This window comes from Candidatus Eisenbacteria bacterium, from assembly GCA_016930695.1.
Classification (GTDB): Bacteria; Orphanbacterota; Orphanbacteria; order Orphanbacterales; family Orphanbacteraceae; genus JAFGGD01.
Genome location: JAFGGD010000030.1, coordinates 109,363 through 132,935 on the forward strand (window position 1 = coordinate 109,363; position 23,573 = coordinate 132,935).

Sequence of the window (23,573 nt, forward strand, 5' to 3'; positions counted from 1 at the left end):
CCGTAGGGATCGTTGGGGGCGCCGGGCGAATTCCGTTAGAATCGGGACATGCGGGAAAACGGCGTCATCGTCATCGGGGGAGGGCTCGCGGGTTGCGAGGCGTCCTGGCAGCTCGCGAAGCGGGGCGTACCGGTCCGCCTCGTGGAGATGCGCCCGGAGAAAACCACGGGGGCGCACCGCACCGGCCTGCTCGCCGAGCTCGTCTGCTCCAATTCCCTGAAATCGGACCGGCCTCCCACGGCGCACGCCCTCTTGAAGGAAGAGTTGAAGAGGCTCGGTTCGCTTCTTCTGGAGACGGCGGAGAGGACGCGCGTCCCCGCCGGCACCGCCCTCGCCGTCGACCGCGACCGCTTCGCGCGGGAGGTGACGGGGCGGATCGACGGAGAGCCGCTCATCCGGATCGAGCGAACCGAAGCGATCTCCCTCCCCGAAGAGGGCCCGGTGATCGTGGCGACGGGGCCGCTCACCTCCGAAGCGATGGCGGCCGCGCTTCTCCGCCTCGTCGGGGAGAACCGCCTCTTCTTCCACGACGCGATCGCCCCGGTTCTCTCCGCGGAATCCCTCGACAGGGAGCGTCTCTTCGCCGCCTCGCGGTACGGGAAGGGGGGGGAGGACTACTGGAACATCCCGCTCGATCCGGAGGAGTATGAGCGCTTCGTCGACGCGATCCTCGCCGCCGACCTTCATCCCCTCCACGCCTGCGAGGAGAACCCTTTCTTCGACGCCTGCCTCCCTATCGAGGAGATCGCCCGGCGCGGACGGGAGGCGCTTCGCTTCGGTCCCTTCAAGCCGGTCGGGCTGGTCGATCCCGCCACGGGACGGCGCCCCTGGGCGGCGATCCAACTCCGCCGGGAGAACAAGGGGGGGACCGCCTGGAACCTGGTCGGCTGCCAGACGCGCATGAAGCAAGGGGAACAGAGACGGATTTTCCGAACCCTCCCCGGTCTCGCCCGCGCGGAATTCCTCCGTTACGGCTCTCTCCACCGGAACACCTACCTGCGCGCCCCCGTGATTTTAGAGGGGGGGATCCGCCTCCGCGCCGAACCGCGGATTCGCCTCGCCGGGCAGATCACGGGCGTGGAGGGATATGTGGAGTCGATCGCTTCCGGGCTGGCCGCCGGGATGGACGCGGCACGGGAAGCGCGCGGCGGGCCGCTCGTCACGTGGCCCCGGGAAACCGCGATCGGTTCTCTTCTTCATTATTTATCCGTCTCCGACGGGAGCGGCTTCCAACCGACCAATGTCCACTTCGGCCTCTTCCCGCCCCTGGCGTCCGCCCCGCGGGGTAGACGGGGGAAAAAGGAGAGGAACGAGGCGATGACCGAACGGGCGCGCCGCGCATTAGAGAGGGTTCTCTCCGCCGAAGAAGGAGAGTCCGGAAGTCCCCCTTCGTCCAACAGCTTGTGATTTCATAAAATACGCGCTATAATCGGTTGCGCGGCTCTCGCCCGCCGGGGACCGCGCATACCTTTGCAAGCCCTATCCGAGGACGAATCGTTGCGAATACGTATCCTGCGCGCGGCATGGCTCCCCCTTGCCCTCGCCATCGCCCCGCAAGGGTGGGCGTCGGCCGCGCCTTCCCCCGGCGATCCTCTCGACGATCCCCTCCCGATTCTCGAACCGACTCTCGACCCTCTCTTCGTCGGACCGGCCGGTCACGCCGTCGACACTTCCCAGTCGCCCCCCTGCGGCGGAGACGTCCCCTGCGGTTGCGGCATGCGGCTTACCGAAAGCACGTTGCTCCGAGCGGACCTCACCGCCTGCTCCGGCATCGGGATTCGGATCGACGCAGACGACGTGATTCTCGACTGCGGCGGCCGGTGCATCGAAGGAGACGGTTGGGGAACCGGCGTATGGAGTCCGGGCCGCCGGGGAATCGTGATCCGGAACTGCGTGATCCGCGGTTTCCGCGTCGGCGTGCTCGCCTCTCCCGGCCTGGACGTGACCTTGGAGAACTGCGTCTTCGAGGAGAACGGCATCGCCGGAATCTGGATGCGCGGGGGGGAAGGCTCCACCCTCCGCTCGAATCGCTTCGAGAGATGCGGCGTCGTGGGGCTGGGCCGCAAACACGGCGGCGCCGTCACTCTCGATCGCTGCCGAGGCGGTGTGGTCGAGGGAAACACCGCCCTCGACTGCGGCAACGGTCAATTGCACGTGGGCGGCATTCTCCTCTACGACTCCGACCGGAATCGGATCGAGGGGAACCGTCTCGAACGGGTCGCCGAGGACAACATCTGGATCCGCATGGGGAGCGACGACAACCAGGTCCTCCGCAACGTGATCCACGATTCGGGAATGGACGGGATCTGGATCCGCGAGAGCGACGGCAACCGTGTGGAGGGGAACGACGTGGAGGGCGCGGAGCGTTATGGGATCTTCGTGCGGAGCGGCCGGAGAAACCTCGTCCTAAACAACGATGTCCTCCGCGCCGGTCGGGAGCGGTACGCCGGCATCGGCGTGGGAGGGCTCGAACGAGCCTCGACGGAGAACACCGTCGCCGGAAACCGGATCGGCCTCTCCACCGAAGGGCTCCGCGTCGAGGAGCGCGCTCACGGGAACCGCTTCGAGGGGAACGAGGTCCGCGGCTGCGCGACCGGAGTCCGGCTCGGCGAGGGGATCCGGGATCTCCCCAACCGTTTCATTCGTGAACGTATCGAGGAATCCGGCGGCCCTTCGGTCCTCGTCGCCGGCGAGCGGATGCTCGCCCACTTCATCGACGCCTCGTTCGGCGGCGGCGCGATCCTCTTCGACGGACCCTGCCGGGAAAGCCGTGTGGAGATCCGCTGGCTTCTCGACGTTCTCGTCGAGGACCAAGATGGGCATCCGGTTCCGGGCGCGGAGGTGACGCTCCGGGACGCGCGGGGAGATACGGTCTTCCAAGGCGCTTCCGCGGCGGACGGCGCCGCGCCCCGTATCGAGGCGGTCGCCTTCGCCCGGACCAAGGAGGGGACGGTCGACTACAACGATCACCTCCTCCGCGTGCGACGGGAAGGATACGCGCCGGAGGAACGATCCTTCCGCCTGGAAGGAAACCGGACGGAACGGTTCGTCCTCACGCCGGTTCGGACAGGCGTCGGCGGCGCCGGAGAGCGGTCCACGTCCATTGCCTCCGCGCTCCTCACCGCCGCGCCGAATCCGGTTCGGGAGGGAACACGCCTCCTCTTTTCTCTCGCCGAGCCGGGCCCGGCGACCCTCCGCGTTTATGATCTGCGAGGCCGCGCGGTGACGACCCTCGCGGACGGTTCCTTCGCCGCCGGCGCGCACGACCTCTCCTGGGATCGCCGCGACGACGCCGGCCGGCCGGTCCCCTCCGGCGTCTACTTCGTCCGTCTCCTCGCCGGGGGGCGCTCCCGAATGGTCAAACTGATCGTCGCCGCCCCCTGATCCGCGGGCGCGCCCTCCGCGCCGTGCCGGTTGCCGGACCGCCCTTCCGCCGTTACCATGGGGGTGTCGGAGGGAAAGGTCTTGCGGGAATCGATCGACGCCTTTTTACGAACCCTGCGGAACCGGCGCTATTCGCCGCGAACGCTCCGCGCCTACCGGGACGATTTGGAGCGTTTCCTCGAATTCCTCGTCGAAGGGAGCGGGGAGAAAGACGCGGCCCCCGATCCGTCGTCGATCACCCCCTCGGACATCCGCCTCTATCTGGCGCATCTCTACGACGCCGGGGCGGCGCGGTCCACGCGCGCCCGCGCCCTCGCGGCGATCAAGTCCTTCTTCAAGGATTGCCACAGGGAGGAACGGATTGACGCCAATCCGGCCGCCCTCGTATCCTTTCCCAAGCCGGAGAAACGGTTGCCCAAGTTCCTCTCGAAGGACGAGATCGAACGCCTCGTTCATCTGCCCGAGGGGGCGCTGGCGGCTCGCGATTTGGCGCTCATCGAACTGATCTACGGGGCGGGAATCCGTCTCTCCGAGGCGCATCACCTCGACGTGGGGGACCTGGACCTGGAGGAGAGGGAGGCGCACGTTCTGGGCAAGGGGAACCGGGAGAGAATCGTCCCCTTCGGGCGGGAGGCGGCCGCCGCCGTCCGGACCTATCTGACGCTCCGCGCTCATGAGGATCCGATCCGTATGCGCGCGGCGCCGGAGGACCCGCTCTTTCTGAACCGGGTGGGCGGGCGCCTCTCGACGCGCGGGATCCAGAGGCGCGTCGGCCGTTATCTGAGACGGGTCGGCGACGGCCTCTCGGTTCACTCGCTTCGGCACTCCTTCGCCACCCATCTGATGGACGGAGGGGCGGACATCCGCGCCGTGCAGGAACTCCTGGGCCACCGGCACCTGTCGAGCACCCAGCGGTACACCCACCTGACCCCGGAACGTCTGATCCGGGTTTACCGCCGGGCTCACCCCCGGGGGGAGTAAAGGACCATGCGCAGCACCACCATTCTCGGCGTGCGACGCGGCGAAAAGGTCGCCATGGGAGGCGACGGCCAGGTCACGCTGGACAAGCAGATCATGAAGGCGACGGCGCGCAAGGTGCGTCCCATCTACCAGGGCCGGATCCTCGTCGGTTTCGCCGGCGCCGTGGCGGACGCCTTCACCCTCTTCGACAGGCTGGAGACGCGGCTCGACGCGCACCACGGCAACCTGCACCGCGCCGCGGTGGAACTCGCCCGTGAATGGAGGACCGATCGGGTCCTGCGCCGCCTCGAAGCGCTCCTCGCCGCGATGGACCGGGAACACACCTTTCTCATCAGCGGCACCGGCGAGGTGATCGAACCGGACGACGGACTGATCGGTATCGGTTCCGGAGGCGGGTACGCCATCGCGGCCGCGCGGGGCCTCATCACCCACACCGACCTCCCCCCGGCGCGGATCGTGGAGGAATCGCTCCGCATCGCCGCCGGCCTCTGCATCTACACCAACGACCACATCGTGGTGGAGGAGCTGGCGTGAGCGGCGAGGGGCTAAGCGGGCGGCCGACTGCGCCCGAGGTGGTGCGCGAGCTGGACCGTTTCATCATCGGGCAGGGACGCGCGAAGAAAGCGGTGGCGATCGCGCTGCGCAACCGATGGCGCCGCCGCGGGGCGGACGAGGGGATCCGCGACGAGATCCTCCCGAACAACATCCTGATGATCGGGCCTACCGGCGTCGGAAAAACCGAGATCAGCCGCCGCCTCGCCCGGGTCGCCCGAGCCCCCTTCCTGAAGGTGGAGGCGTCCAAGTTCACCGAAGTCGGATACGTGGGCCGGGACGTGGAGTCCATGATCCGCGATCTGGTCGAGGTGGGAATCAACGAAGCGGAGCGGGAGATGCGGGAGGCGGCCGAGCCGGAGGCGCTGCGCCGCTCCGAGGAGAGACTCCTCCGGATGATCGAGCCGGAGACGCCCGCCGGCGCGCCGAAGGGGGAAGGGGAGGTGTTCGCCGTGGACGCGGCCGGCGTCGCGGAAAAACGCGTTCCCCCCGAGAAGACGGATACACCCCTCGACCGGCTCCGTTCGGGCGAGTGGGACGACCGGTTGGTGAACGTGGAGGTCCCCGAGAAAGGGATTCCTCTCTTCGACATCTTCGCCGCGAGCGGCATGGACCACGTGGACCGGAACGTGCAGGACGCCCTCGGTTCTTTGCTTCCTAAGAAAAAGAAAAAAAGCCGGGTGCCGGTTCGCGAGGCGAGGAGGATCCTTCTCGATCAGGAACTGGACGCCATGGTGGACCGGGAAAGGGCCGTGGAAGAGGGGCGGCGGCGGGTCGAAGAGGCGGGAATCGTCTTCCTCGACGAGATCGACAAGGTCGCCGGCGGGGGCGGCGGCCAGGGACCGGACGTCTCCCGCGAAGGGGTGCAGAGGGATCTCCTCCCGGTGGTGGAGGGGTCCCGCGTGCCGACCAAGTACGGTCTCGTCTCGACGGAGCACATCCTCTTCATCGGCGCCGGCGCCTTTCACCAGAACCGCCCCTCCGACCTGATCCCCGAGCTGCAGGGACGGTTTCCGATCCGTGTGGAGCTGGATTCCCTGACCGCCGACGACTTCTTCCGCATTCTGACGGAGCCGGAGAACGCGCTGGTCAAGCAGTACGCGGCGATGCTGCAGGCGGAAGAGGTGGAGCTGCGTTTCGAGGAAGAGGCCCTTCGGGAGATCGCCCGGATCGCGGAGCGGGTGAACGAGCGGACGGAGAACATCGGCGCCCGCCGCCTTCACACGCTTCTCTCCACGCTGCTCGAGGAGATCCTCTATGAGGTCCCCGAGACGCCGGTGAAGCGCTTCCTGGTGGACGAGAAAATGGTGCGGGAGCGGCTCGGCGCGATCGCAGAGGACGTGGATCTCTCCCGTTACATACTTTAGATTAAAATCACCTGCGACGGGAAAGGCCGGCGGCGGCCCGAACCGAATCGACCGAGGAGGAACACGAAGATGCTGCAAAAGGATTTCCTGTCGATCGCCCAGCTCGACCGGGGGGAGATGGAATCGCTCCTCCGCCGCGCGATCGAGATGAAGAAGGAGTGGAAGGAGGGGAAGGCCGGCCTGCCTCTGGCGGGGAAGACGCTCGGCCTGATCTTCCACAAACCGAGCCTCCGGACCCGGGTCAGCTTCCAGGTCGGCATGTATCAGCTCGGCGGCCAGGTGGTGTATCTCACGGACGCGGAGATCGGCCTCGGCAAGAGAGAGGCGATCCAGGACGTGGGCGAAGTGCTCGGCCGCTACGTGGACGGGATCATGATCCGCACCTTCGCCCATTCCCACGCCGAGGAACTCGCCGCGCACGCGCCGATCCCGGTCATCAACGGATTGACCGACCTGCTCCATCCCTGCCAGATCCTGGCGGACCTGATGACCGTGCTGGAGCACCGCGGAAACCTGGACGACTTGACCGTCTCCTATTTCGGCGACGGGAACAACGTGGCGAACTCCTGGGTGAACGCCGCCGGCGTCCTCCCCTTCGCCTTCCGCATCGCCTGCCCCGAGGGGTACGAGCCGGACGCGGAGATCCTCGCCGCCGCCCGCGCCCGCGGCGCCGGAACGATCGAGGTGACCCACGACGCGAAAGCGGCCGCGAAAGACACGGACGTGCTTTACGCGGACGTCTGGGCGAGCATGGGGCAGGAAGCGGAGAAAGCGGCGCGGGCGAAGATCTTCGCCCCTTATCAGTTGAACGCCGGACTCGCCGCTCTGGCACGAAAAGACCACCTGGTGCTCCACTGCCTTCCGGCGCATCGCGGGGAGGAGATCACCGCCGAGGTGATCGACGGTTCCCATTCCGTCATCTACGACGAGGCGGAGAATCGGATGCACGCGCAAAAGGCGATCCTGGAACGGTTGATGGCATGATCCGGCGCCTCCTCCTCACGGCGGTCCTCCTGCTGGCGCCCTCCTGCGCCCAGCAGGGACCGCCGCCCGGAGGCCCGGTGGACGACACCCCGCCGGAGGTGATCTTCACCATGCCGGCGGCGGACTCCACAGGCTTCCGTCCGCCCTACGTGCTCGCCGTCGCGTTCAGCGAGAAGATGGACAAGAGAAGCGTGCAGAGAAACCTCCGGATCTATCCTCGGCCTGAATGGATTCGGACCGAGTGGGAGGGGACGACGCTTTTGATTCGCACCGATCACGGAGCCGGCGAGCGACCGGACGGCGGGGAGATCGTCACGGTGACCGTCTCCGCCAAGTCGATGGACCGGCGAGACAATCTGATGGCGGCCCCCTTCTCTTTCTCCTTCACATCCGCCGACTCCCTGCCCGCCGGTGTCGCGACGGGACGGGTGGAGGGGATACGGCGGGGGAGGGAGGTGCCCGCGGTGATTCTGCGCGCCCTCCGGCCGGCGGCGGCGGACTCTCTTCCGGCGACGGTGATCACCGAGACCGAGGCGGGGAACGACGGCACATTCCGGATCGACCACCTCCCCACCACTCCGGGGGACCGCTTTCTCCTCGCCGCGTTCATCGACGACGACGAGAATCTCGTACTGGACCGAGACCGCGAGGATTACGGGTTCAGCGACACGCTCTCCTTCCCCCCGGAGGGCGCGCGGATCGACTCGCTCGTCATCCCGTTGATCAACGCCGAAACACCCGCCAAGCTCTCCGGCCGCATCACCTTGGAACTCTCCTACGACTCGGTGATCGTCGAGGCGATCGCCGAGGGGGATAGCGCCGGGCCGCAGTACGCCGAGCCGGACAGCACCGGAGCCTATGCGTTCGCCAGGCTCCCGGCGGGGGAGTACCGCGTTCGTATCCTGCTCGGAACACGACAGATGGCGCTCCACGCCGAGCCGGAAAGCCCTTTGGAAACGCTTTCCGAGCGCCTCCTGCGGCTCGAACCGGGCGAGGAGAGGGTTTCCTTCCTCCTGCCTGAACGGGAGCGGGAGGCCCAAGTTACGCAATAAAAAAGAGTTGACAGGCTCAAAACGCCCGTGATAGCGTTTCGCAGAGTCGTCTGTCTGGTATTTCGGCGTTCCCGGGGGACCGGGGACTTGGACCGGGAGGGAACCGATGACCAAAGCGGATCTGGTGGACGAAGTCGTTGCCGCAACCGGCCTTCACAAGAAGGACGTCGCGCTAATCGTCGACGGGTTCCTCGAATCGATTTGCCAGACGCTGATCAACAACGGCCATGTGGAGATCCGCGGCTTCGGCAGCTTCAAAATCAAGTACGCCAAAGCCCGTATCGCCCGTAATCCTCGCTCCGGAGAGACGGTGCACGTCCCCGCCAAGCTGGTGCCCTTCTTCAAGGTCTCCCGCGAGCTCAAAGACTTGGTCGACCAGGCCCTTCCCGCCTCGGAAGAGGCGGATGAGCCACGCGTCGCCCACGAACCGGCGGCGGGCGAAGGCGCGTCGGAGTCGATGTAAACCTATCTGCAGGAGGAAGCCGGAGGGGTTCCCATGCCGAGCGGCAAGAAGAGAAAGCGCGCGAAGATCGCGACGCACAAGCGCAAGAAGCGCTTGAAAAAAGACCGTCACAAGAAGAAGAACCACTAGGACGCGAGCCTCCCGGACACCCGAGGATCCCCTTTCCCTTCCCCTTCTCGTACACGGGCATCCATGGGCACCGAAGCGAATCGAGGGGCGAACCGCTGGAACCTGAAAAGGGCCCTGCTGGTTTCGCTTGTCCTTCATTTGCTTGCGCCGATTTTGGTCTCCCATCTCGGCAAAGCGACGGGTTGGTTGAAGGCGGAGGAACTCCCGGCGCCCGAGCGGCGGGAGCCGATCGTCTTCGAGTTCGTCGAGCCCTCGCCCGGCCCGGAGGCGGAGGTGGCGCCGGAGTCCGATCTGGTCTCGACCAAAAGTACCGAGGCCCGGTCGCCGGACGCGCCGGGATCGGAACGGAACGACCTTCCCGTTTCGCGCGGCGAATCCCCCATAAAGGAGAGCCGTCCCGCCGCGTCGGCGGAGGAGCCCCAAGAGGCGGCGCCCGCGCCGGAGAAGCCGCAGGAGGAGGGGGAGTCCCCGGCCGCCGCCGCGCGCCCCTCCATACGCTCTCCCTCGACGATCCGCAGCAACGTCAGCCGCTCCATCGAGGAGAGCCGCTCGGACAATCGGGAGGGACGCCGTGCCATCCCCGGCGATCTTTCGTTCAACACGATCGATTTCGAGTTCGCGCCCTACCTGCTCGAGTTGAAGCGCCGGATCGAGGCGCACTGGTTTCCGCCCGTCGCCTTCCGCGGCGGCCTTCCCTACCGAGGCGACACGGTGGTCCGGTTCGCCGTGGACCGGGAAGGGAACCTGACTCTCCTGGAGCGGGTGTCCGGAGCGGATCACGAATCACTGGACACGGCGGCGCTCAGCGCGGTCCGCTTCGGCGCCCCCTTCCCGCCGCTCCCGGAGAATTTCCCGGAGGAACGGTGGGTGATCACCTGCACCTTCTACTACCGATGAGGCGCCCATGAAATCGTTGATCGCTTTCCTCGTCGCCGGCGGCCCTCTCATGATCCCGCTCGGCCTCTGCTCGGTGATCGCCCTCGCCGTTATTCTGGAGCGGGCGATCAACCTGCGCCGCCGCCGCATCCTCGTTCCGGAGATCGTGCGGCTCATCGAAACGATCCGAGGTCCCGGCGATCTCTCCCTCTCCCTCGCCATCCTGGAAAAGAATCCGGGGAGTTTCGCCAACGTGGTGCGCGCCGCGCTGGAGAACCGGAACCTTCCGGCGGAGGAGATCCGGGAAATGGTCGGCGACGCGGGGCGGCGCGAGGCGAAACGCGTCCGCAAGGGGCTGATCGCCCTCGAAGCGATCGCCGGCGTGGCGCCGTTGCTCGGGCTTCTCGGCACGGTGATCGGCATGATCCGCGTCTTCCGCGTGATCGCCCTGGTCGGCGTGGGAAACGCGAACGCCCTCAGCGGCGGCATCTCTCAGGCGCTGATCACCACCGCCGTCGGTCTCTCGGTCGCGATCCCGGCGCTTGCCGCCTATCACCTTTTCGCGAGCCGGGCCGGAGAAATCGTTTCGGACATGGAGCATCACGCGGGCGTGCTCCTCGCCAAGCTGCGGGGGATGCGCATCGCCGGGACTCCGGCGGGGGAGGAGGCGCGATGAAGTTCGACGGGGAAGAGGGACGCTCGCCGATGGTGAACGTGACGCCCCTGATCGACGCGCTCTTCCTGCTCCTCATCTTTTTCATGGTCAGCTCCACGTTCCGGGACCTCCCCGGGATCCCTCTCGACCTGCCGGAGGCGAAGTCGGGCGAAGCGACCCGTTCCTCGGGAGTGGAGATCCAGATCGACCGTGAAGGGGTGGTCCGCCTGGAGGGGCGGATCGTCGGCGACAGGGACCTTACCGAGCGTCTCGCGGAAGCGCTGGACGCGGCCGATTCGCGGGACCTGGTTCTCCGAGCGGACCGGGACGTTCCCTACGGCGAAGTGGTGCGGGTGATGGACGCGGCACGGCAATCGCGGGTGGGGAAGCTGGTGGTGGCGACGGAAAATCTACCGCCGGCCGGGGAAAACCGTTAGATTCTTCGAGCGGGGGAAACGCTCCTCCGCTCGAACGAGAGACAAGAAGCCCACGAGCACCCCGACGGGGTACACCCGCGCCGAGGAGGTCCTCCGGTGAACCGCCGTTTCATTCATGCGATTCTGATTTCGAGCGCCGCCATGCTCACCGCCGCGCCCGCCGTCGCGGCGAGGGATGGGGCGATGAGCCCGATCCCTGGGAAGATCCACCCTCGCCTCGCCCACAAGATCGCCGAGTCGCGGGAGCCGGTTCCGGTTTGGATCTTCTTCCGCAACAAAGGGGGAGAGAACGAACCGGTCCGGATCGATCCGGCGGCGCGGGCGCGCCGTGAAGGGGTCGGTTTCCGCGACGATTGGGGAGACCTTCCGGTGCGCGACGCGTACATCCGCGGCGTCGAGGCGGAAGGCGCGGAGGTCCGCTCCACTTCCCGTTGGTTGAACGGCGCGGGCGCGACCGCGACGCCGGAAGCGATCCGGCGCATCGCCCGCCTGGACTACGTGATCCGCGTGCAACCGATCGGCAGGCGGTTTTCGCGGCCGGAGCCGCTCGCGACGGGCCTCCTTCCTTCACCGCCGCCGCCGGGGAAGACCGCCGTCGACTACGGTTGGTCCGCGGTACAGCTCGCCCAGATCCGCGCCGACTCCCTCCTCGAGGCGGGGTGGTCCGGCGAAGGGGTGCGCGTCCAGATCAACGACAGCGGTTTCTACACCGCCGCCCGCTGCTACGACTCCCTCGATATCGCCGAACGGTACGACTTCGTCCACGACGACACGACCGTCTCCAACCAGACCGCCGACGAGACCGACGACGACGAGGAGAACCACGGTTCCGCGGTGCTCTCGGTGCTCGGTGGATGGGACGAGGGATGGATCGTGGGACCCGCCCACGACGCGACCTTCTACCTCGCCAAAACCGAGGACGGCGGCGACGAGGAGACCCTTGCCGAAGAGGACTATTGGATCGAGGCGGTGGAGTGGGGCGAGGCTCGCGGGGTGCGCGTGCTGAGCAGCTCCGTCGGCTATGGGAAGGAACTGCACGATCTCTCCGAGCTGGACGGGGAGACGACGCCGATCGCGATCGCCGCGCAGGCCGCGGTGGAGCGCGGGGTGGTGGTCTGCAACTCCCAGGGGAACGAGGCGAACGATCCCCAGTGGCGCAAACTGGTCACACCGGCGGACGCGCCCGGGGTGATCGCCGCCGGAGCGGTCACCGTCGGCGGGAGTCGTGTGTACTTCTCCAGCTACGGCCCCACGGCGGACGGGAGAATCAAGCCGGACGTGGCCGCCCTCGGCATCGGCGTCGCCGGGGTGGGGAATCCGCGCGGGGGTTCCACCTACAGCTGGTACACCCAACTCCTTCAGGGGACCTCCTTCGCCTGCCCGTTGACGGCGGGCGTGTGCGCGCTCCTCTTGGAGATCCATCCGATCGCCACGCCGGCGGACGTGATGGAGGCGCTTCATGCGACGGCGAGCCAGGCGGCGAATCCGGACACGGCGCTCGGTTGGGGAATCGTGAACGCATGGGAGGCGGCGCTCCGCCCGGTGGTCCACCACGATCCGCAGAACGACCTCGCCCTGGAGGGCGACACCCTCCGCGCGTCGGCGGCGCTCTCCCTCTATCCCGGCTTCGATCCCCCCCGGGCGGTTTTCGGCGACGCCGGCGGCTACACCGACACGGTCGGCTTCGCCGGCGCCGGCGACACGCTGGTCGCATCCCATCTCCCGGTCGATCCATCGTCGGTCCGCTACTACTTTCTCTTCACGCGCGGCGGCCGCGTCTGGACGAGCCCGGAGGGAGCGCCCGTCGCCTACTACGAATTCGGCGACGCCACCGCGCCCTCGATCGTCCATACCCCCCTCGCGGACCGAACCCCGGGCGAGTGGCCCGCGCGCGTGGAGGCTTGGATCACCGACAACCGGGAGCTGGAGGATGACTCGATCCGAGTGGCCTACCAGGTTTGGGACGGCGGCGGCGCGCCCGCCCTCTCGGGCGACTTCTCTCTCGTCCACGGCGCCGGCGACCTCTTCGCCGCCGATTTCCCCTTCGACGTCTCGACGGGCGACTCGATCGCCTACGCCATACAGGCTTTGGACGGCTCGGGAAACGTCGCATCCTCACCCGCGGGCGGGGGACGGCACGCCTTCCGGATCATCAGCGCTTCCTATGCGCTCCTCTACGGCGCGGAGGGGGACGAGGGGCCGACCAACCCCTTCTTCCTCGGCGAATCGGACTACCGCGTGATCTTCGATCTCCCCAAGAACGAGGAGGTGCGGATCCGCGTCTACGACCCGGCGGGGCGCTGCGTCCGCGACGTCTACCGCGGGCGATTGGGGCCGGGCTCGCGGCTCTCCGTCGACTGGGACGGCCGCGACCGCGGCGGGAGGGAACTCTCCCAGGGCGTCTATTTCCTCCGTTTCGAAGCGGGCCCCTACACCAAGACGCGTAAAGTGGTGGTCCTGAATTCGGAGTAATCTGGAACCGGAGCGTTCGTTCCGGTGTGCAGGCAATCAGATCCGCGGCGCGACGGCGCGCCGGGATTCGCGACTTTTTCACCAAGGAGGACGGAGCGGGATCATGACGCAGGGCGATGGCATGGAGCGGATCCGCGAGGAGGGACGCCTCTTTCGGGGAATCATCGACGAAGTCGGCAGGGTGATCGTGGGACAGGATTACATGGTGGAGCGTCTCCTGGTGGGACTGCTCACCGGAGGCCACGTCCTGATCGAAGGGGTGCCCGGCCTGGCGAAAACCCTCACCGTCAACACACTCGCCCGAGCGGTGCGCGCCGATTTCCGACGAATCCAGTTCACGCCGGATCTTCTTCCGGCGGACCTGATCGGCACCATGGTGTACAACCCGAAGGAGAGCGATTTCTTTACGCGCAAAGGTCCTATTTTCACCCATTTCCTGCTCGCCGACGAGATCAACCGGGCGCCGGCGAAGGTGCAGAGCGCCCTCTTGGAGGCGATGCAGGAGCGGCAGGTCTCCATCGGGAACGAGACGCACAAGCTGGACGATCCCTTCCTGGTGCTGGCCACGCAGAATCCGATCGAGCAGGAGGGGACCTACCCTCTACCGGAAGCGCAGGTGGACCGGTTCATGCTGAAGCTCCGTATCGGCTACCCGAGCCGGGAGGAGGAGCGGGCGATCATGGACCGATGGGCGGGCGTGGACGGGATCGCCGTGGAGGAAGCGGCGGGGCTGGACGATCTCCGGCGGGCGCGGGAGACCGTCCGCTCGATTCGCATCGACGACAACCTGAAGGACTACATGGTGGACATCGTGCAGGCCACCCGCGACCCCGGCGCCTACGGCCTGGAGGACCTCAAGGAACTGATCGCCTACGGCGCCTCGCCGCGGGCGTCGCTCCACCTGAACATGGGATCCCGGGCGCTCGCTTTCCTGGACGGCCGTGATTACGTCACCGCCGACGACGTGAAGGAGCTGTGCCCCGACGTGCTCCGGCACCGGATCATCGTGACCTATGAGGCGGAGGCGGAAGAGGTGACCGGCGAGGACGTCCTCCGCAAGATCCTGGACCACCTGGAAGTTCCCTAGACCGAGCCATGCTTCCCAAAGAACTGATCCGAAAAATACGGCGGATCGAGATCTCCACGCGCTCGCTGGTGGAGAGCGTCTTCTCCGGCGAGTACCACTCCGTCTTCAAGGGGCGGGGGATGGAGTTCGATCAGGTTCGGGAGTATCAAGAGGGGGACGACGTCCGCAGCATCGACTGGAACGTCACCGCGCGCATGAACCGTCCCTTCGTGAAGGAATTCGTGGAGGAGCGGGAGCTGGTGGTGATGCTCGCCGTGGACGTGAGCGGCTCCAGCGACTTCGGCACGGCGAGCCACTTCCGCAGCGAGGTGGCCGCCGAGATCTGCTCCCTCCTCGCCCTCTCCGCGATCGAGAACAACGACAAGGTCGGCCTTCTCCTCTTCTCCGACCGAATCGAAAAGAGCGTTACGCCTCGCAAGGGACGCCGCCACGTTCTCCGTGTGATCCGGGAGCTGCTCTACACGCGGCCCGAGGGGCGGGGGACCGACCTGAACGGCGCGTTGGAACACCTGAACCGGACCTTGAAGCGCCGGTGCGTCCTCTTCCTCGTCTCCGATTTCCTCGACGGTTCCATCGAACGCCTCCTTCGAGTGACCAACAAACGCCACGACGTGATCGCCGTGCGCATCGTCGATCCGCGGGAGATCGCGATCCCCGACGTGGGATTCTTGGAGATGGAGGACGCCGAAACGGGGGAGCGGCTTTTTCTCTCCACGGGAAACGAGGCGTTCCGCCTCGCCTACGCGGAGCGGCGGCGAAGGGACGACGCGCGCCTCCGATCCCTCTTCCGCCGCGTCGGCGTGGATCTGGTCGAGGTCTCCACCGAGGGGGGATACGTGGATCCTCTCGTGGAGTTCTTCCGGCGGCGGGCGCGGAGGTTCGGTCGATGAGGCGGGCGGCGGCGGCCGCCGCCCTGCTCGCGCTCCTCGCGGCGGCGGCCGCCGCGGAACCGGTGATGGAGACGGCGGTCGACCGGGACTCGATCACGGTGGGAGATCCGATCGCGCTTCTCATCCGTCTCACCACCGGCCCCGGCGAGGAAGCGTCCCTTCCCGTTTTTCCGGAGGAGCGGATCGGCCCCTTCGAGATCCTGGACGGTCCGGTGGTGGAAGAGACGGAGACGGGAAGAGGCGGCCGAGTCCGGACCGCCCGCTATCGGATCACCGCCTACGAAACGGGAGAGAGCGAGATCCCGGGACTCGCCCCGCCGGAGGGGGGACGCGAGAGCCGGCCGATTCCGATCGCGGTCCTCTCCGTCGGTCTCGATCCGACCGGCCGGCCGCGCGACGTGAAAGGGCCGAAGCCGATCGAGCGGGATTTCCTCCGCATGGTCTTCGCCGCCGTCGTGGCGCTCCTTCTTCTCGCCGCGGCGGCGTACATTCTGCATCGAAGGAGAAATCGCCCGTCGGAAACGGCGCCGGTTCTGGGAGCGGTGGACCTGCGGCCCGCGCACCGGATCGCCCTGGAGAGGTTGGACGGGCTTCGACGCGCCCTCGAATCGGGCGGGGCGGAGGCGCGCCCCTTCCATTTCGAGTTGTCCGACGCGGTGCGGCGCTACCTGAGCGATCGTTACGCGCTGCCGGCGCCGGAGAGAACCTCGCGGGAGATCCTGCGCGAGATCCGCCGGGAGAAGCTGGAGCCGGAGGCGACGGCGCTCCTTCGTGAATGCCTCGCCTCCTGCGATCTCGTCAAGTTCCGCGGCATCGAGCCGACCCGGGAAGAGTCGGGGCGCTCCCTCGATCGGGCGCGCGCGTTCGTGGAGAAGACGGGGGAGACGGCGCCCGATGAGAGAGGAGGGGGACGCTGATGTTCCGTTTCGCCTACCCCTGGATTCTCGCCGCGCTGCCGGTGGTTTTGGCGGCGATGATCCTTCTCCACAGGCGCCTCCTGCGAAACGCGCCGCGGCTCCGCTTCTCGTCGATCGAGTCGGTGCGCCGCGCCGGGCCGCCGCGCCGCCCCTTCATCCGCCATTTGCCGGCGATCCTCCGGATGGCCGCGGTGACGCTCCTCCTCCTCGCCCTCGCCCGCCCCCAGTCGGGGACCCGGGACGTCCGCGTGCGCGCGGAGGGGGTGGACATTCTGATCGCGATGGACGTCTCCGGGAGCATGCAGGCGATCGACTTCGAGCCGAACAATCGCCTCGACGCCGCGAAGACCGTCGCCGCCGAATTCATCCGGGGAAGGGAATCGGACCAGCTCGGCTTGGTGGTCTTCGCCGCCGTCAGCTTCGTCCAGTGCCCCCTCACGCTCGACGCGGACGTGTTGCTCGGCCTCCTCGACGAAATCCGAATCGGCATGGTGGAGGACGGCACGGCGATCGGCATGGCGATCGTCAACTGCGCCAATCGCCTGGAAGCGAGCGAAGCGAAGAGCAAGGTGGCGATCCTGCTCACCGACGGCGTCAACAACACGGGAAGAATCGACCCGATCACCGCCGCCGAACTCGCGCGGGCGGTGGGCGTCCGAGTCTACACCATCGGCGTCGGCAGCCGGGGCGAGGCGCTCTTCCCCGTGCGGGATCCCGTGTTCGGAACGCGTTACGTCCGGCGCCCCGTGGAGATCGACGAAGAGACGCTCCGGAAAATCGCCGACGGGACCGGTGGGCGCTACTTCCGCGCCACCGACACGGAGGCGCTCCGGACGATCTTCCGGGAAATCGGCGAAATGGAGAAAACGGAGGTCACCAGCAAAGAATACGTGAACTATTACGATCTCTATGACCGTTTCGCGATCCCGGCGGCGCTCCTCCTTCTCGCGGAGGCGCTCCTGGGATCGGTGATCCTCCGGAGGATCCTCTGATGCGTTTCGGCGAACCCTTCTTTCTCCAAGCGCTCCTCGCGGTCCCCCTCCTCTGGTGGATCTTCCGAATCGGCCGGCGGCGGCGCGAATCGCTCCGCGCCCGCTTCGGCGACCCCGGCCTGCTTCGCCACCTGATCCGAGGGGCCGACGAGGGCCGGCGCCGGAAGAAGGAACGCCTCGTCCTTCTCGGATTCGTCTTCCTCCTCCTGGCGCTCGCCCATCCCCAGTACGGCGAGCGGGAGCGAATGGTGGAGCGCCGCGGCATCGATCTGGTCTTCGCCCTCGACACATCCCTCAGCATGCTCGCCGAGGATCCGCCTCCCAGCCGGCTCGACCGCGCCCGCGGAGAGATCGAAGGGCTTCTGGGCAGGCTCCGCGGGGACCGGGTGGGAATCGTCTCCTTCGCCGGGTCCGCCGTTCCCACCTGCCCTCTCACCTCCGACTACGGCGCGGTGAGGATCTTCCTCGGCGGCGTGGACGCCTGGACCGCGCCGACGGCGGGCACTTCCGTCGCCGCGGCGATCCGCCGCTCCCTCCGCATGCTCGAAGAGAGCCCGTCCGGCTCGAAGGCGATCGTCCTCCTCACCGACGGCGAGGACCACGAAGGGGAAGTGATGGAAGCCGCGGAGGAGGCGGCCGAGGCGGGCGTCGCCGTCTTCCCGATCGGATTCGGCGGAACGGAGGGAGAGCTGATCCCCCTCCCCGAGGGGAGCGCCGAAGGGGAACGATTCAAGAGAGACCAAGAGGGCGGATTGGTCGTGACAAAACGGGACGACGAAGTGCTGGGCGCGGTGGCGCGAATCACCGGCGGCGCGGTCTACTCCCTGCGGGACGACCCGGACGCGCTGGAACTGGTGCTGGACCGCCTCTCCGGCCTGGAGCGGCGGAGCTATCGATCCGGCGTACGGACGATCCGGGAGGAGCGATACCTCTGGTTCCTCGTTCCTGCTACAATTCTTTTCCTTATCGAGTTCGGTCTCTCCACGTCGAGCGGTCGGAAAAGGGAGGTGTGGAGTGGGCGGATCGAGTGAACGCCGCCGAATTCTCCCCCTGATCGCCCTCTTGGCGGTCGGCTGGGGAGGGGCGGTGTACGATGAAAACGCCGACGGAACCCGCGCCTATGGCGAGGGCTCCTACGAAGAAGCGCTCCGCCACTTCCTCGCCGCCGAACGGGAACGGCCGGAAGAGGGGAGGCTCTCCTTCAACGTGGCCGCCGCGCTCTTCCGGCTCGGCCGCCTCGAAGAAGCGCTCGCCGCCTACCGGGGCGCGGCGTCGGATTCGACCCTCACCGCCGAATCGCTTTACGGCGCGGGGAACGTTCTTCTCCAGTCGGGAAAACCGGAAGAAGCGGCGGAGATGTATAAGCGCTCCCTTCGCCGCGACCCGACCGACGAGGACGTTAAGCACAATCTGGAGCTGGCGCTCCGCATGATGGAGCAGCAGCAGGAACAGCAGCAGCAGGACCAACAGCAGCAGGACCAGCAGCAACAGGATCAGCAGCAACAGGATCAGCAGCAGCAGGACCAACAGCAGCAGGACCAACAGCAACAGGACCAGCAGCAGCAGGATCAGCAGCAACAGGATCAGCAGCAGCAGGACCAGCAGCAGCAGGACCAACAACAGCAGGACCAACAACAGCAGGACCAACAACAGCAGGACCGGCGACCCAATGAAGGGGAGCAGCCACCCCAAGACGGGGAGATGACCCGCGAACAGGCGCACAGGATCCTCCAGGCGCTTGCCGAAGAAGAGGAGAGCCGGCGCCGGGAGAGCATGGAAAAGCGCGTGGCGCGGCCGGCGCCCTCGGGGAAGGACTGGTAGAACGGTGCGAAGGGGAACCCTGGGAATCGTGACGGCGTTCCTCGTCCTCGCGGGGATCGTGTCCGCCGGGAAAGCGTTCGCGCTCGGCCTCACCGCCCAGGTCGACCGGAACGAGACGGACCTGGACGGGAGGATCACCCTGACCCTCGTCGTCGAGGGCTCCCAGGGAAACGTCGAGGTCGACCTGGGAGAAACGGAACGCCACTTCCACGTCTACTCTTCCGGAACCAGCCAGAGCATGACCATCGCCAACGGCAAAATGACCGCGTCCAGCCGTTACACCTATATCTTGAGCCCCCGGACGGTGGGCGAGTTTCAAATCGGTCCCTTCCGCGTCACCGACGCGGGCGGGGGGGAGGCGCGCGCGGCCGAGATCGCGTTCCGGGTCACCGACGCTCCGCCGGCGGATCGGGCCGCGGAACCGGAAAAACGCGAATCCCGAGATTCCCGCGCCCCGAGCGGGGAGCAGAGGGAGGTCTTCCTCCGCACATCGGTCAATAAAAAACAAGCGTACGTAGGGGAACAGGTCACCTTCATCTTCCGCCTCTACACGCGGGTCCGTTTCTGGCGCGACCCGGAATACGACCCGCCTTCCACGGAGGGATTCTGGAAGGAGGATCTTCCTCCCCAACGCCGTTTTTACGACGAGGTGGACGGGATTCGCTATCTGGTCTATGAGGTGCGGACCGCCCTCTTTCCGACGCGCGCGGGTGAGCTGACGGTGGGACCGGTCACGCTGCAATATGAAGAGGACTCCTTCTTCTCCCGCGATCCCTTCAGCATCTTCAACCGCGGAGGGGGCGGACGAGGAGGATCGAACCGCCACGTCCTGAAGAGCGATCCCCTTCACCTCACCGCCCTTCCTCTCCCGACCGAGGGACGACCCGCCTCCTTCTCCGGAGCGGTGGGGGACTTCCGATTCGACGCGAAGATCGACAGGGACTCCCTGGCGGCGAACGAGCCGATCACCATGACCCTCGTCCTCGAAGGGGAGGGAAACGTGCAGGCCGCCACCGTCCCGGACCTGGAGCTGTCGGATCTCTTCAAGGTGTACGACTCGGGCAGCTCCACCGACACGGAACGGGAAGAGGGCCGCGTCCGCGGCCGGAAAACCTATACGCGGATCATCGTCCCCCGCTACGGCGGCGACTACGAGTTGCCGTCGATCCCCTTCTCCTATTTCGACCCGAAGAAGAAACGGTTCGTGACGCTCACCGCCGGCCCCTTCCCCGTACACGTTTCCGGAACCCCGCCGGAGCGGGCGGCGGCGCGGGGCGAGATCGAACGGAAGGAATCGGACATTCGATACCTCAAGGAACCGTCCCGTGTCTCCTGGTCGAAGGAGGGGAGGAACACCCCCCTCGGCGCGCTCGCCGCGGCGAACGCCGCTCCTCTCCTGATCCTCGCCGCGCTCTTCCTGCGTCGGCGGCGCAGCGACCGTCTCGCCGCCGATCCGGCCCGGGCGCGGGCGAGACGCGCCGACGCCGAAGCGCGCCGCTCCCTGGCGCGGATCCGGGGGGCGGAACCGCGGGAAGCGGCCGGCGCCGTCGCGCGTACACTGGCCGCCTACATCGGCGACAAGGGGTGCGTGGCGGTGCAGGGAATGACCCGGCGGGAGATCGACCGGGAACTGGAGAGACGAGGCGTGGACGGGGAGCTGCGCGCCCGCATCGGGGACCTGTTCGATCGTTGCGACAGGCTCCGCTTCTCTTCGGACGATCGCCCCCCGGCGGGCGGCCGCGGAGACCTGGCGGGCGAGGCGGGGGAACTGATCCGGTCGCTCCGGCCTTTCCTGGAGAGAGGGGGGAAACGATGACGCGCGCCGGCTTCCTCCTCCTCCTGGGGATCCCTTTTCTGCTCTTCACCGCGCCCGCCTCGGCGGCGATGGCGGAAACGGAGGCGGACAGCCTCTTCCGCGAGGCGAACCGCGCCTACAGAGAGGGGCGGTTCGAAGAGGCGGCGGCCGGATACGAGAGGATTCGCGAGGAGGGCTTCGTCTCGGGTGAGCTCTTCTACAACCTGGGGAACGCCCATTTCCAGCTCGAGGACCTGGGAAGGTCCATGGCGAACTATCAACGCGCCGCCCGGCTGCTTCCCCGGGACGCCGACCTGCGGGCCAATCGGAACCTCCTGGAAGGGAGGATCCTGGACCGGGCGATCCTCAGGGACCGCCTCCCCCTCATCGGCCTCCTCCGGAGCGGCGCCGCGGCTTTCACCACGGCCGAGTGGTTGATCGCCGCGGAGTTCCTCTATGGAATCCTCCTCCTCCTCCTTGCCCTTCCTCTTCTGCATCCCCCTCTCGGCGGACCGTTCCGCGCGCCGGTTCGGGCCGCGGGTACGCTCCTGCTGATCGTCGCCCTCTTCACCGCCTGGAGCGCCGTCGAACATCACGGGAAAAGGCGCGGGGTGATCCTCCCCGGCGAGGTATCCGTCCGGAGCGGGCCGGGAGAGCGCTTCACCGAGGAGTTTCTACTGCACGAGGGGACCGCCGTCCGGATCCAAAGAGAGGCGGACGGGTGGGCGCTCGTGACCGTCTCTCCCGAATGGAAGGGATGGGTGCCCGCCGACTCGATCGAGCCGATCTGAGCCCCGTTCCCCATTCCCCCCCAAGTGGTTCCCCGGTATGCATGGGGAGTGTACACTTCGTACACAGCCAAACCGTTTGCGCTATCACGGATTACGGCCCACATCCGTGAGGCGTGCACGCGGTATACACCCGGCCGCCGTAAAGAGCCCCGTGTCTCCCGCCCGGTCCGGAAACGATTTTATCCGCTAATCTTCGACTAGAAACGAAGTTAACACCACATATTCCACTCGAAACGCCTAATGGCACAAAACCTGCTCGAAGAATACCCAAGAAACAACCAGGACCGACGGACTTTCGGAAATCGTCACTGTGCTGGGAGACCCCTTATGCCGGGCGCAGCAGCGAAAAACCGGGAGTGGAGACCGATCGATCCGGATCCCTTGACGTGGACCCTGGCGGAAGTCTCCATCGAGTGGAACGCGGCGGAAGAGCAGTGGGCGCCTTTCCCGCTCGACGGAGCTTGCGGCGGCGAAGCGGACGGGGAAGGGGGGGGAGCGATGTACGACAACCAAGCATACGCAACGGCTACCGATGACCGGCCCGCCCGGGAGAGCCTTCCCGATTCGGTCGGCATCTACCTCAAGGACATCCGTAGATATCCCCTTTTGAACCGGGAAGAGGAGGCACGCCTCGCCTGGCGCGTCAAGAGCGGCGATCAGGCGGCGCGCTCCGAGCTGATCGTGCGCAACCTGAGGCTGGTCATCAGCATGGCAAAGCGTTACCAGGGGATGGGGCTCTCCCTCGCCGATCTGATCGAAGAGGGGAACATGGGGCTCATCAAGGCTGTGGAGCGCTTCGAGGTGGAACGAGGCTTCCGCTTCAGCACCTACGCGTCCAAGTGGATCCGGCAGGCGATCACGCGGGCTCTGGTCAATAAAAGCCGCACCGTTCGTATCCCGGCCAATGTGCTGGTCCTGATCAAACAGTATCTGACGACCCAGCGGGAGCTTCTCCAGGAGCTGGGTTGCGTTCCTTCGGCGGAAGAGATCCGCGAAAAAACCGGTCTCACCCGGCGGCGCTTTCTTGAAGTATCCCGGCTGGTGAAGGGGGTTCTCTCCCTCGACCAGCCGATGGAGGAGGACGTGCAGTCCCACGCCCTTCACGATCTGATCCCGGACACCGCGGCGGACAGCCCCTGTGACTTCGCCATGGGCGAGTTGCAGAAGGATTTGGTCGCGCGCCTCCTCGACTCCTTGAACGACCGGGAGGCACGGATTCTCCGTCTTCGTTTCGGCCTGGACAGCGGCGAGCCGCTCAGCCTGGAGCAGACCGGGCGGATTTTGGGCGTGACCCGCGAGAGGATCCGCCAGATCGAATCGAGAACGTTACGCAAGCTGCGCGCCCTCCTGGAGGCGGAAGCGCAACCCGCAAAAGAAAACCAAGTGGCGTAAGCCCTTAGCCGAGAGCCCTTCTTTCACCTCGCACCCCGCGGCCCGGCCTTCCGGGTCGCGGGCCTCCCACTTCCATCGTTCCCTTCCGTGAAGCGCCGAAAGGCGGCCCGCGCGCGGCGCCCCGGACCGTTTCCGGGGCCGCCGCTCCGCCCGCTCAAGTATTCCCGCGTGTCGCCGATCCTTGGAAAGAAGACTTCTCGAGGATGGAGGTGGCTTCATGGAAATCCTGATCGGCATCGTTCTCTACTTCGGGCTGGCCGTGTTTGTGGGGCGTTTTCTCTCGCTCTCCACGGCGGGCGAGATGATCTTTCCCGTTTCCGGTTCCCGGCCGACGCCCCCGCTTTATGAACCGATCGAGACGGCCAACCTGAACCTGGGGTTGCGGCGCGACCGGGCGCCCACCGACGGGGAGAGGGAACGGGAAGAGGCGGAGCTGATTCTCCGCTGACGGACCGGCCGATCCCTCGGAAAAAACGCCGCCCCTCCCGAAACGGGGGGGCGGTCCCTTTTCTCCGGCGACCGGTCGCCCCGTTACG

22 protein-coding genes are annotated in these 23,573 nt (G+C 67.0%); all 22 read left to right on the forward strand.

Features of this window, described 5'->3' with window-relative positions; translation table 11 throughout:
* Positions 1 to 48: 48 nt before the first annotated feature.
* The 22 genes from trmFO to JW958_06065 all read left to right on the forward strand — a co-directional run bounded on the left by trmFO (position 49) and on the right by JW958_06065 (position 23,485).
* Positions 49 to 1,407 (forward strand): methylenetetrahydrofolate--tRNA-(uracil(54)-C(5))-methyltransferase (FADH(2)-oxidizing) TrmFO, encoded by a 1,359-nt coding sequence (gene trmFO / locus JW958_05960; protein ID MBN1825792.1) that lies wholly within the window; start codon positions 49 to 51, stop codon positions 1,405 to 1,407.
* Positions 1,408 to 1,497: 90 nt separating this feature from the next.
* A complete protein-coding gene (locus JW958_05965) occupies positions 1,498 to 3,384 on the forward strand; it encodes a right-handed parallel beta-helix repeat-containing protein (protein MBN1825793.1) in 1,887 nt (628 codons plus the stop codon).
* Positions 3,385 to 3,465: 81 nt separating this feature from the next.
* Positions 3,466 to 4,365: a tyrosine recombinase XerC gene (locus tag JW958_05970; GenBank protein ID MBN1825794.1), complete on the forward strand. Its 900-nt coding sequence runs from the start codon at positions 3,466 to 3,468 to the stop codon at positions 4,363 to 4,365.
* Between the two features lie 6 nt (positions 4,366 to 4,371).
* A complete protein-coding gene (gene hslV, locus JW958_05975; GenBank protein ID MBN1825795.1) occupies positions 4,372 to 4,899 on the forward strand; it encodes an ATP-dependent protease subunit HslV in 528 nt (175 codons plus the stop codon).
* A complete protein-coding gene (gene hslU, locus JW958_05980) occupies positions 4,896 to 6,284 on the forward strand; it encodes an ATP-dependent protease ATPase subunit HslU (GenBank protein ID MBN1825796.1) in 1,389 nt (462 codons plus the stop codon). Before hslV ends, hslU begins: the two co-directional genes overlap by 4 nt.
* Positions 6,285 to 6,356: 72 nt before the next feature.
* Positions 6,357 to 7,268 (forward strand): ornithine carbamoyltransferase, encoded by a 912-nt coding sequence (gene argF / locus JW958_05985; protein MBN1825797.1) that lies wholly within the window; start codon positions 6,357 to 6,359, stop codon positions 7,266 to 7,268.
* Positions 7,265 to 8,320 carry an Ig-like domain-containing protein gene (locus JW958_05990; protein ID MBN1825798.1) on the forward strand — a complete coding sequence of 352 codons (1,056 nt, stop codon included), beginning with the start codon at positions 7,265 to 7,267 and terminating at the stop codon, positions 8,318 to 8,320. Before argF ends, JW958_05990 begins: the two co-directional genes overlap by 4 nt.
* 106 nt (positions 8,321 to 8,426) lie before the next feature.
* Positions 8,427 to 8,783 carry an integration host factor subunit beta gene (locus tag JW958_05995; GenBank protein ID MBN1825799.1) on the forward strand — a complete coding sequence of 119 codons (357 nt, stop codon included), beginning with the start codon at positions 8,427 to 8,429 and terminating at the stop codon, positions 8,781 to 8,783.
* A gap of 192 nt (positions 8,784 to 8,975) precedes the next feature.
* Positions 8,976 to 9,809: a TonB family protein gene (locus JW958_06000; protein MBN1825800.1), complete on the forward strand. Its 834-nt coding sequence runs from the start codon at positions 8,976 to 8,978 to the stop codon at positions 9,807 to 9,809.
* Between the two features lie 7 nt (positions 9,810 to 9,816).
* Complete coding sequence (locus tag JW958_06005; protein MBN1825801.1) at positions 9,817 to 10,464, forward strand: MotA/TolQ/ExbB proton channel family protein; 648 nt, start codon at positions 9,817 to 9,819, stop codon at positions 10,462 to 10,464.
* Complete coding sequence (locus JW958_06010) at positions 10,461 to 10,880, forward strand: biopolymer transporter ExbD (protein ID MBN1825802.1); 420 nt, start codon at positions 10,461 to 10,463, stop codon at positions 10,878 to 10,880. Before JW958_06005 ends, JW958_06010 begins: the two co-directional genes overlap by 4 nt.
* Before the next feature lie 96 nt (positions 10,881 to 10,976).
* Positions 10,977 to 13,352 (forward strand): S8 family peptidase, encoded by a 2,376-nt coding sequence (locus JW958_06015; protein ID MBN1825803.1) that lies wholly within the window; start codon positions 10,977 to 10,979, stop codon positions 13,350 to 13,352.
* 103 nt (positions 13,353 to 13,455) lie between these two features.
* Positions 13,456 to 14,439 carry a MoxR family ATPase gene (locus JW958_06020; protein MBN1825804.1) on the forward strand — a complete coding sequence of 328 codons (984 nt, stop codon included), beginning with the start codon at positions 13,456 to 13,458 and terminating at the stop codon, positions 14,437 to 14,439.
* A gap of 8 nt (positions 14,440 to 14,447) precedes the next feature.
* Entirely contained in the window at positions 14,448 to 15,329 is an 882-nt protein-coding gene (locus JW958_06025; GenBank protein ID MBN1825805.1) for a DUF58 domain-containing protein, read from the forward strand.
* Positions 15,326 to 16,246 carry a hypothetical protein gene (locus JW958_06030; protein MBN1825806.1) on the forward strand — a complete coding sequence of 307 codons (921 nt, stop codon included), beginning with the start codon at positions 15,326 to 15,328 and terminating at the stop codon, positions 16,244 to 16,246. The genes JW958_06025 and JW958_06030 overlap by 4 nt, the downstream gene beginning before the upstream one ends.
* Positions 16,246 to 17,238, forward strand: coding sequence for a VWA domain-containing protein (locus tag JW958_06035; protein ID MBN1825807.1), 993 nt, complete (start codon positions 16,246 to 16,248; stop codon positions 17,236 to 17,238). Before JW958_06030 ends, JW958_06035 begins: the two co-directional genes overlap by 1 nt.
* Entirely contained in the window at positions 17,238 to 18,269 is a 1,032-nt protein-coding gene (locus JW958_06040) for a VWA domain-containing protein (protein MBN1825808.1), read from the forward strand. Before JW958_06035 ends, JW958_06040 begins: the two co-directional genes overlap by 1 nt.
* A complete protein-coding gene (locus tag JW958_06045) occupies positions 18,253 to 19,059 on the forward strand; it encodes a tetratricopeptide repeat protein (protein ID MBN1825809.1) in 807 nt (268 codons plus the stop codon). Before JW958_06040 ends, JW958_06045 begins: the two co-directional genes overlap by 17 nt.
* 4 nt (positions 19,060 to 19,063) lie before the next feature.
* Positions 19,064 to 20,875, forward strand: a complete 1,812-nt coding sequence (locus JW958_06050) for a protein BatD (protein MBN1825810.1) — start codon at positions 19,064 to 19,066, stop codon at positions 20,873 to 20,875.
* The gene (locus JW958_06055; protein ID MBN1825811.1) at positions 20,872 to 21,645 is read left to right on the forward strand and encodes a hypothetical protein; all 774 of its coding nucleotides are present in this window, start codon (positions 20,872 to 20,874) and stop codon (positions 21,643 to 21,645) included. The genes JW958_06050 and JW958_06055 overlap by 4 nt, the downstream gene beginning before the upstream one ends.
* A gap of 327 nt (positions 21,646 to 21,972) precedes the next feature.
* Positions 21,973 to 23,037 carry a sigma-70 family RNA polymerase sigma factor gene (locus tag JW958_06060; protein MBN1825812.1) on the forward strand — a complete coding sequence of 355 codons (1,065 nt, stop codon included), beginning with the start codon at positions 21,973 to 21,975 and terminating at the stop codon, positions 23,035 to 23,037.
* Between the two features lie 217 nt (positions 23,038 to 23,254).
* Positions 23,255 to 23,485, forward strand: coding sequence for a hypothetical protein (locus JW958_06065; protein MBN1825813.1), 231 nt, complete (start codon positions 23,255 to 23,257; stop codon positions 23,483 to 23,485).
* The last annotated feature ends 88 nt before the right edge of the window (positions 23,486 to 23,573 follow it).

What these genes read in the sequence shown, in the direction of transcription:
- JW958_06040 (MBN1825808.1), top strand. Translation starts at nt 17,238, where the DNA reads ATGCGTTTCGGCGAACCCTTCTTTCTCCAAGCGCTCCTCGCGGTCCCC.
- JW958_06055 (MBN1825811.1), top strand. Translation starts at nt 20,872, where the DNA reads ATGACGCGCGCCGGCTTCCTCCTCCTCCTGGGGATCCCTTTTCTGCTC.
- JW958_06010 (MBN1825802.1), top strand. Translation starts at nt 10,461, where the DNA reads ATGAAGTTCGACGGGGAAGAGGGACGCTCGCCGATGGTGAACGTGACG.
- JW958_06020 (MBN1825804.1), top strand. Translation starts at nt 13,456, where the DNA reads ATGACGCAGGGCGATGGCATGGAGCGGATCCGCGAGGAGGGACGCCTC.
- JW958_05990 (MBN1825798.1), top strand. Translation starts at nt 7,265, where the DNA reads ATGATCCGGCGCCTCCTCCTCACGGCGGTCCTCCTGCTGGCGCCCTCC.
- JW958_06025 (MBN1825805.1), top strand. Translation starts at nt 14,448, where the DNA reads ATGCTTCCCAAAGAACTGATCCGAAAAATACGGCGGATCGAGATCTCC.
- JW958_06030 (MBN1825806.1), top strand. Translation starts at nt 15,326, where the DNA reads ATGAGGCGGGCGGCGGCGGCCGCCGCCCTGCTCGCGCTCCTCGCGGCG.
- hslV (MBN1825795.1), top strand. Translation starts at nt 4,372, where the DNA reads ATGCGCAGCACCACCATTCTCGGCGTGCGACGCGGCGAAAAGGTCGCC.
- JW958_06060 (MBN1825812.1), top strand. Translation starts at nt 21,973, where the DNA reads ATGCCGGGCGCAGCAGCGAAAAACCGGGAGTGGAGACCGATCGATCCG.
- JW958_06065 (MBN1825813.1), top strand. Translation starts at nt 23,255, where the DNA reads ATGGAAATCCTGATCGGCATCGTTCTCTACTTCGGGCTGGCCGTGTTT.
- JW958_06035 (MBN1825807.1), top strand. Translation starts at nt 16,246, where the DNA reads ATGTTCCGTTTCGCCTACCCCTGGATTCTCGCCGCGCTGCCGGTGGTT.
- JW958_05995 (MBN1825799.1), top strand. Translation starts at nt 8,427, where the DNA reads ATGACCAAAGCGGATCTGGTGGACGAAGTCGTTGCCGCAACCGGCCTT.
- JW958_06000 (MBN1825800.1), top strand. Translation starts at nt 8,976, where the DNA reads ATGGGCACCGAAGCGAATCGAGGGGCGAACCGCTGGAACCTGAAAAGG.
- trmFO (MBN1825792.1), top strand. Translation starts at nt 49, where the DNA reads ATGCGGGAAAACGGCGTCATCGTCATCGGGGGAGGGCTCGCGGGTTGC.
- JW958_06005 (MBN1825801.1), top strand. Translation starts at nt 9,817, where the DNA reads ATGAAATCGTTGATCGCTTTCCTCGTCGCCGGCGGCCCTCTCATGATC.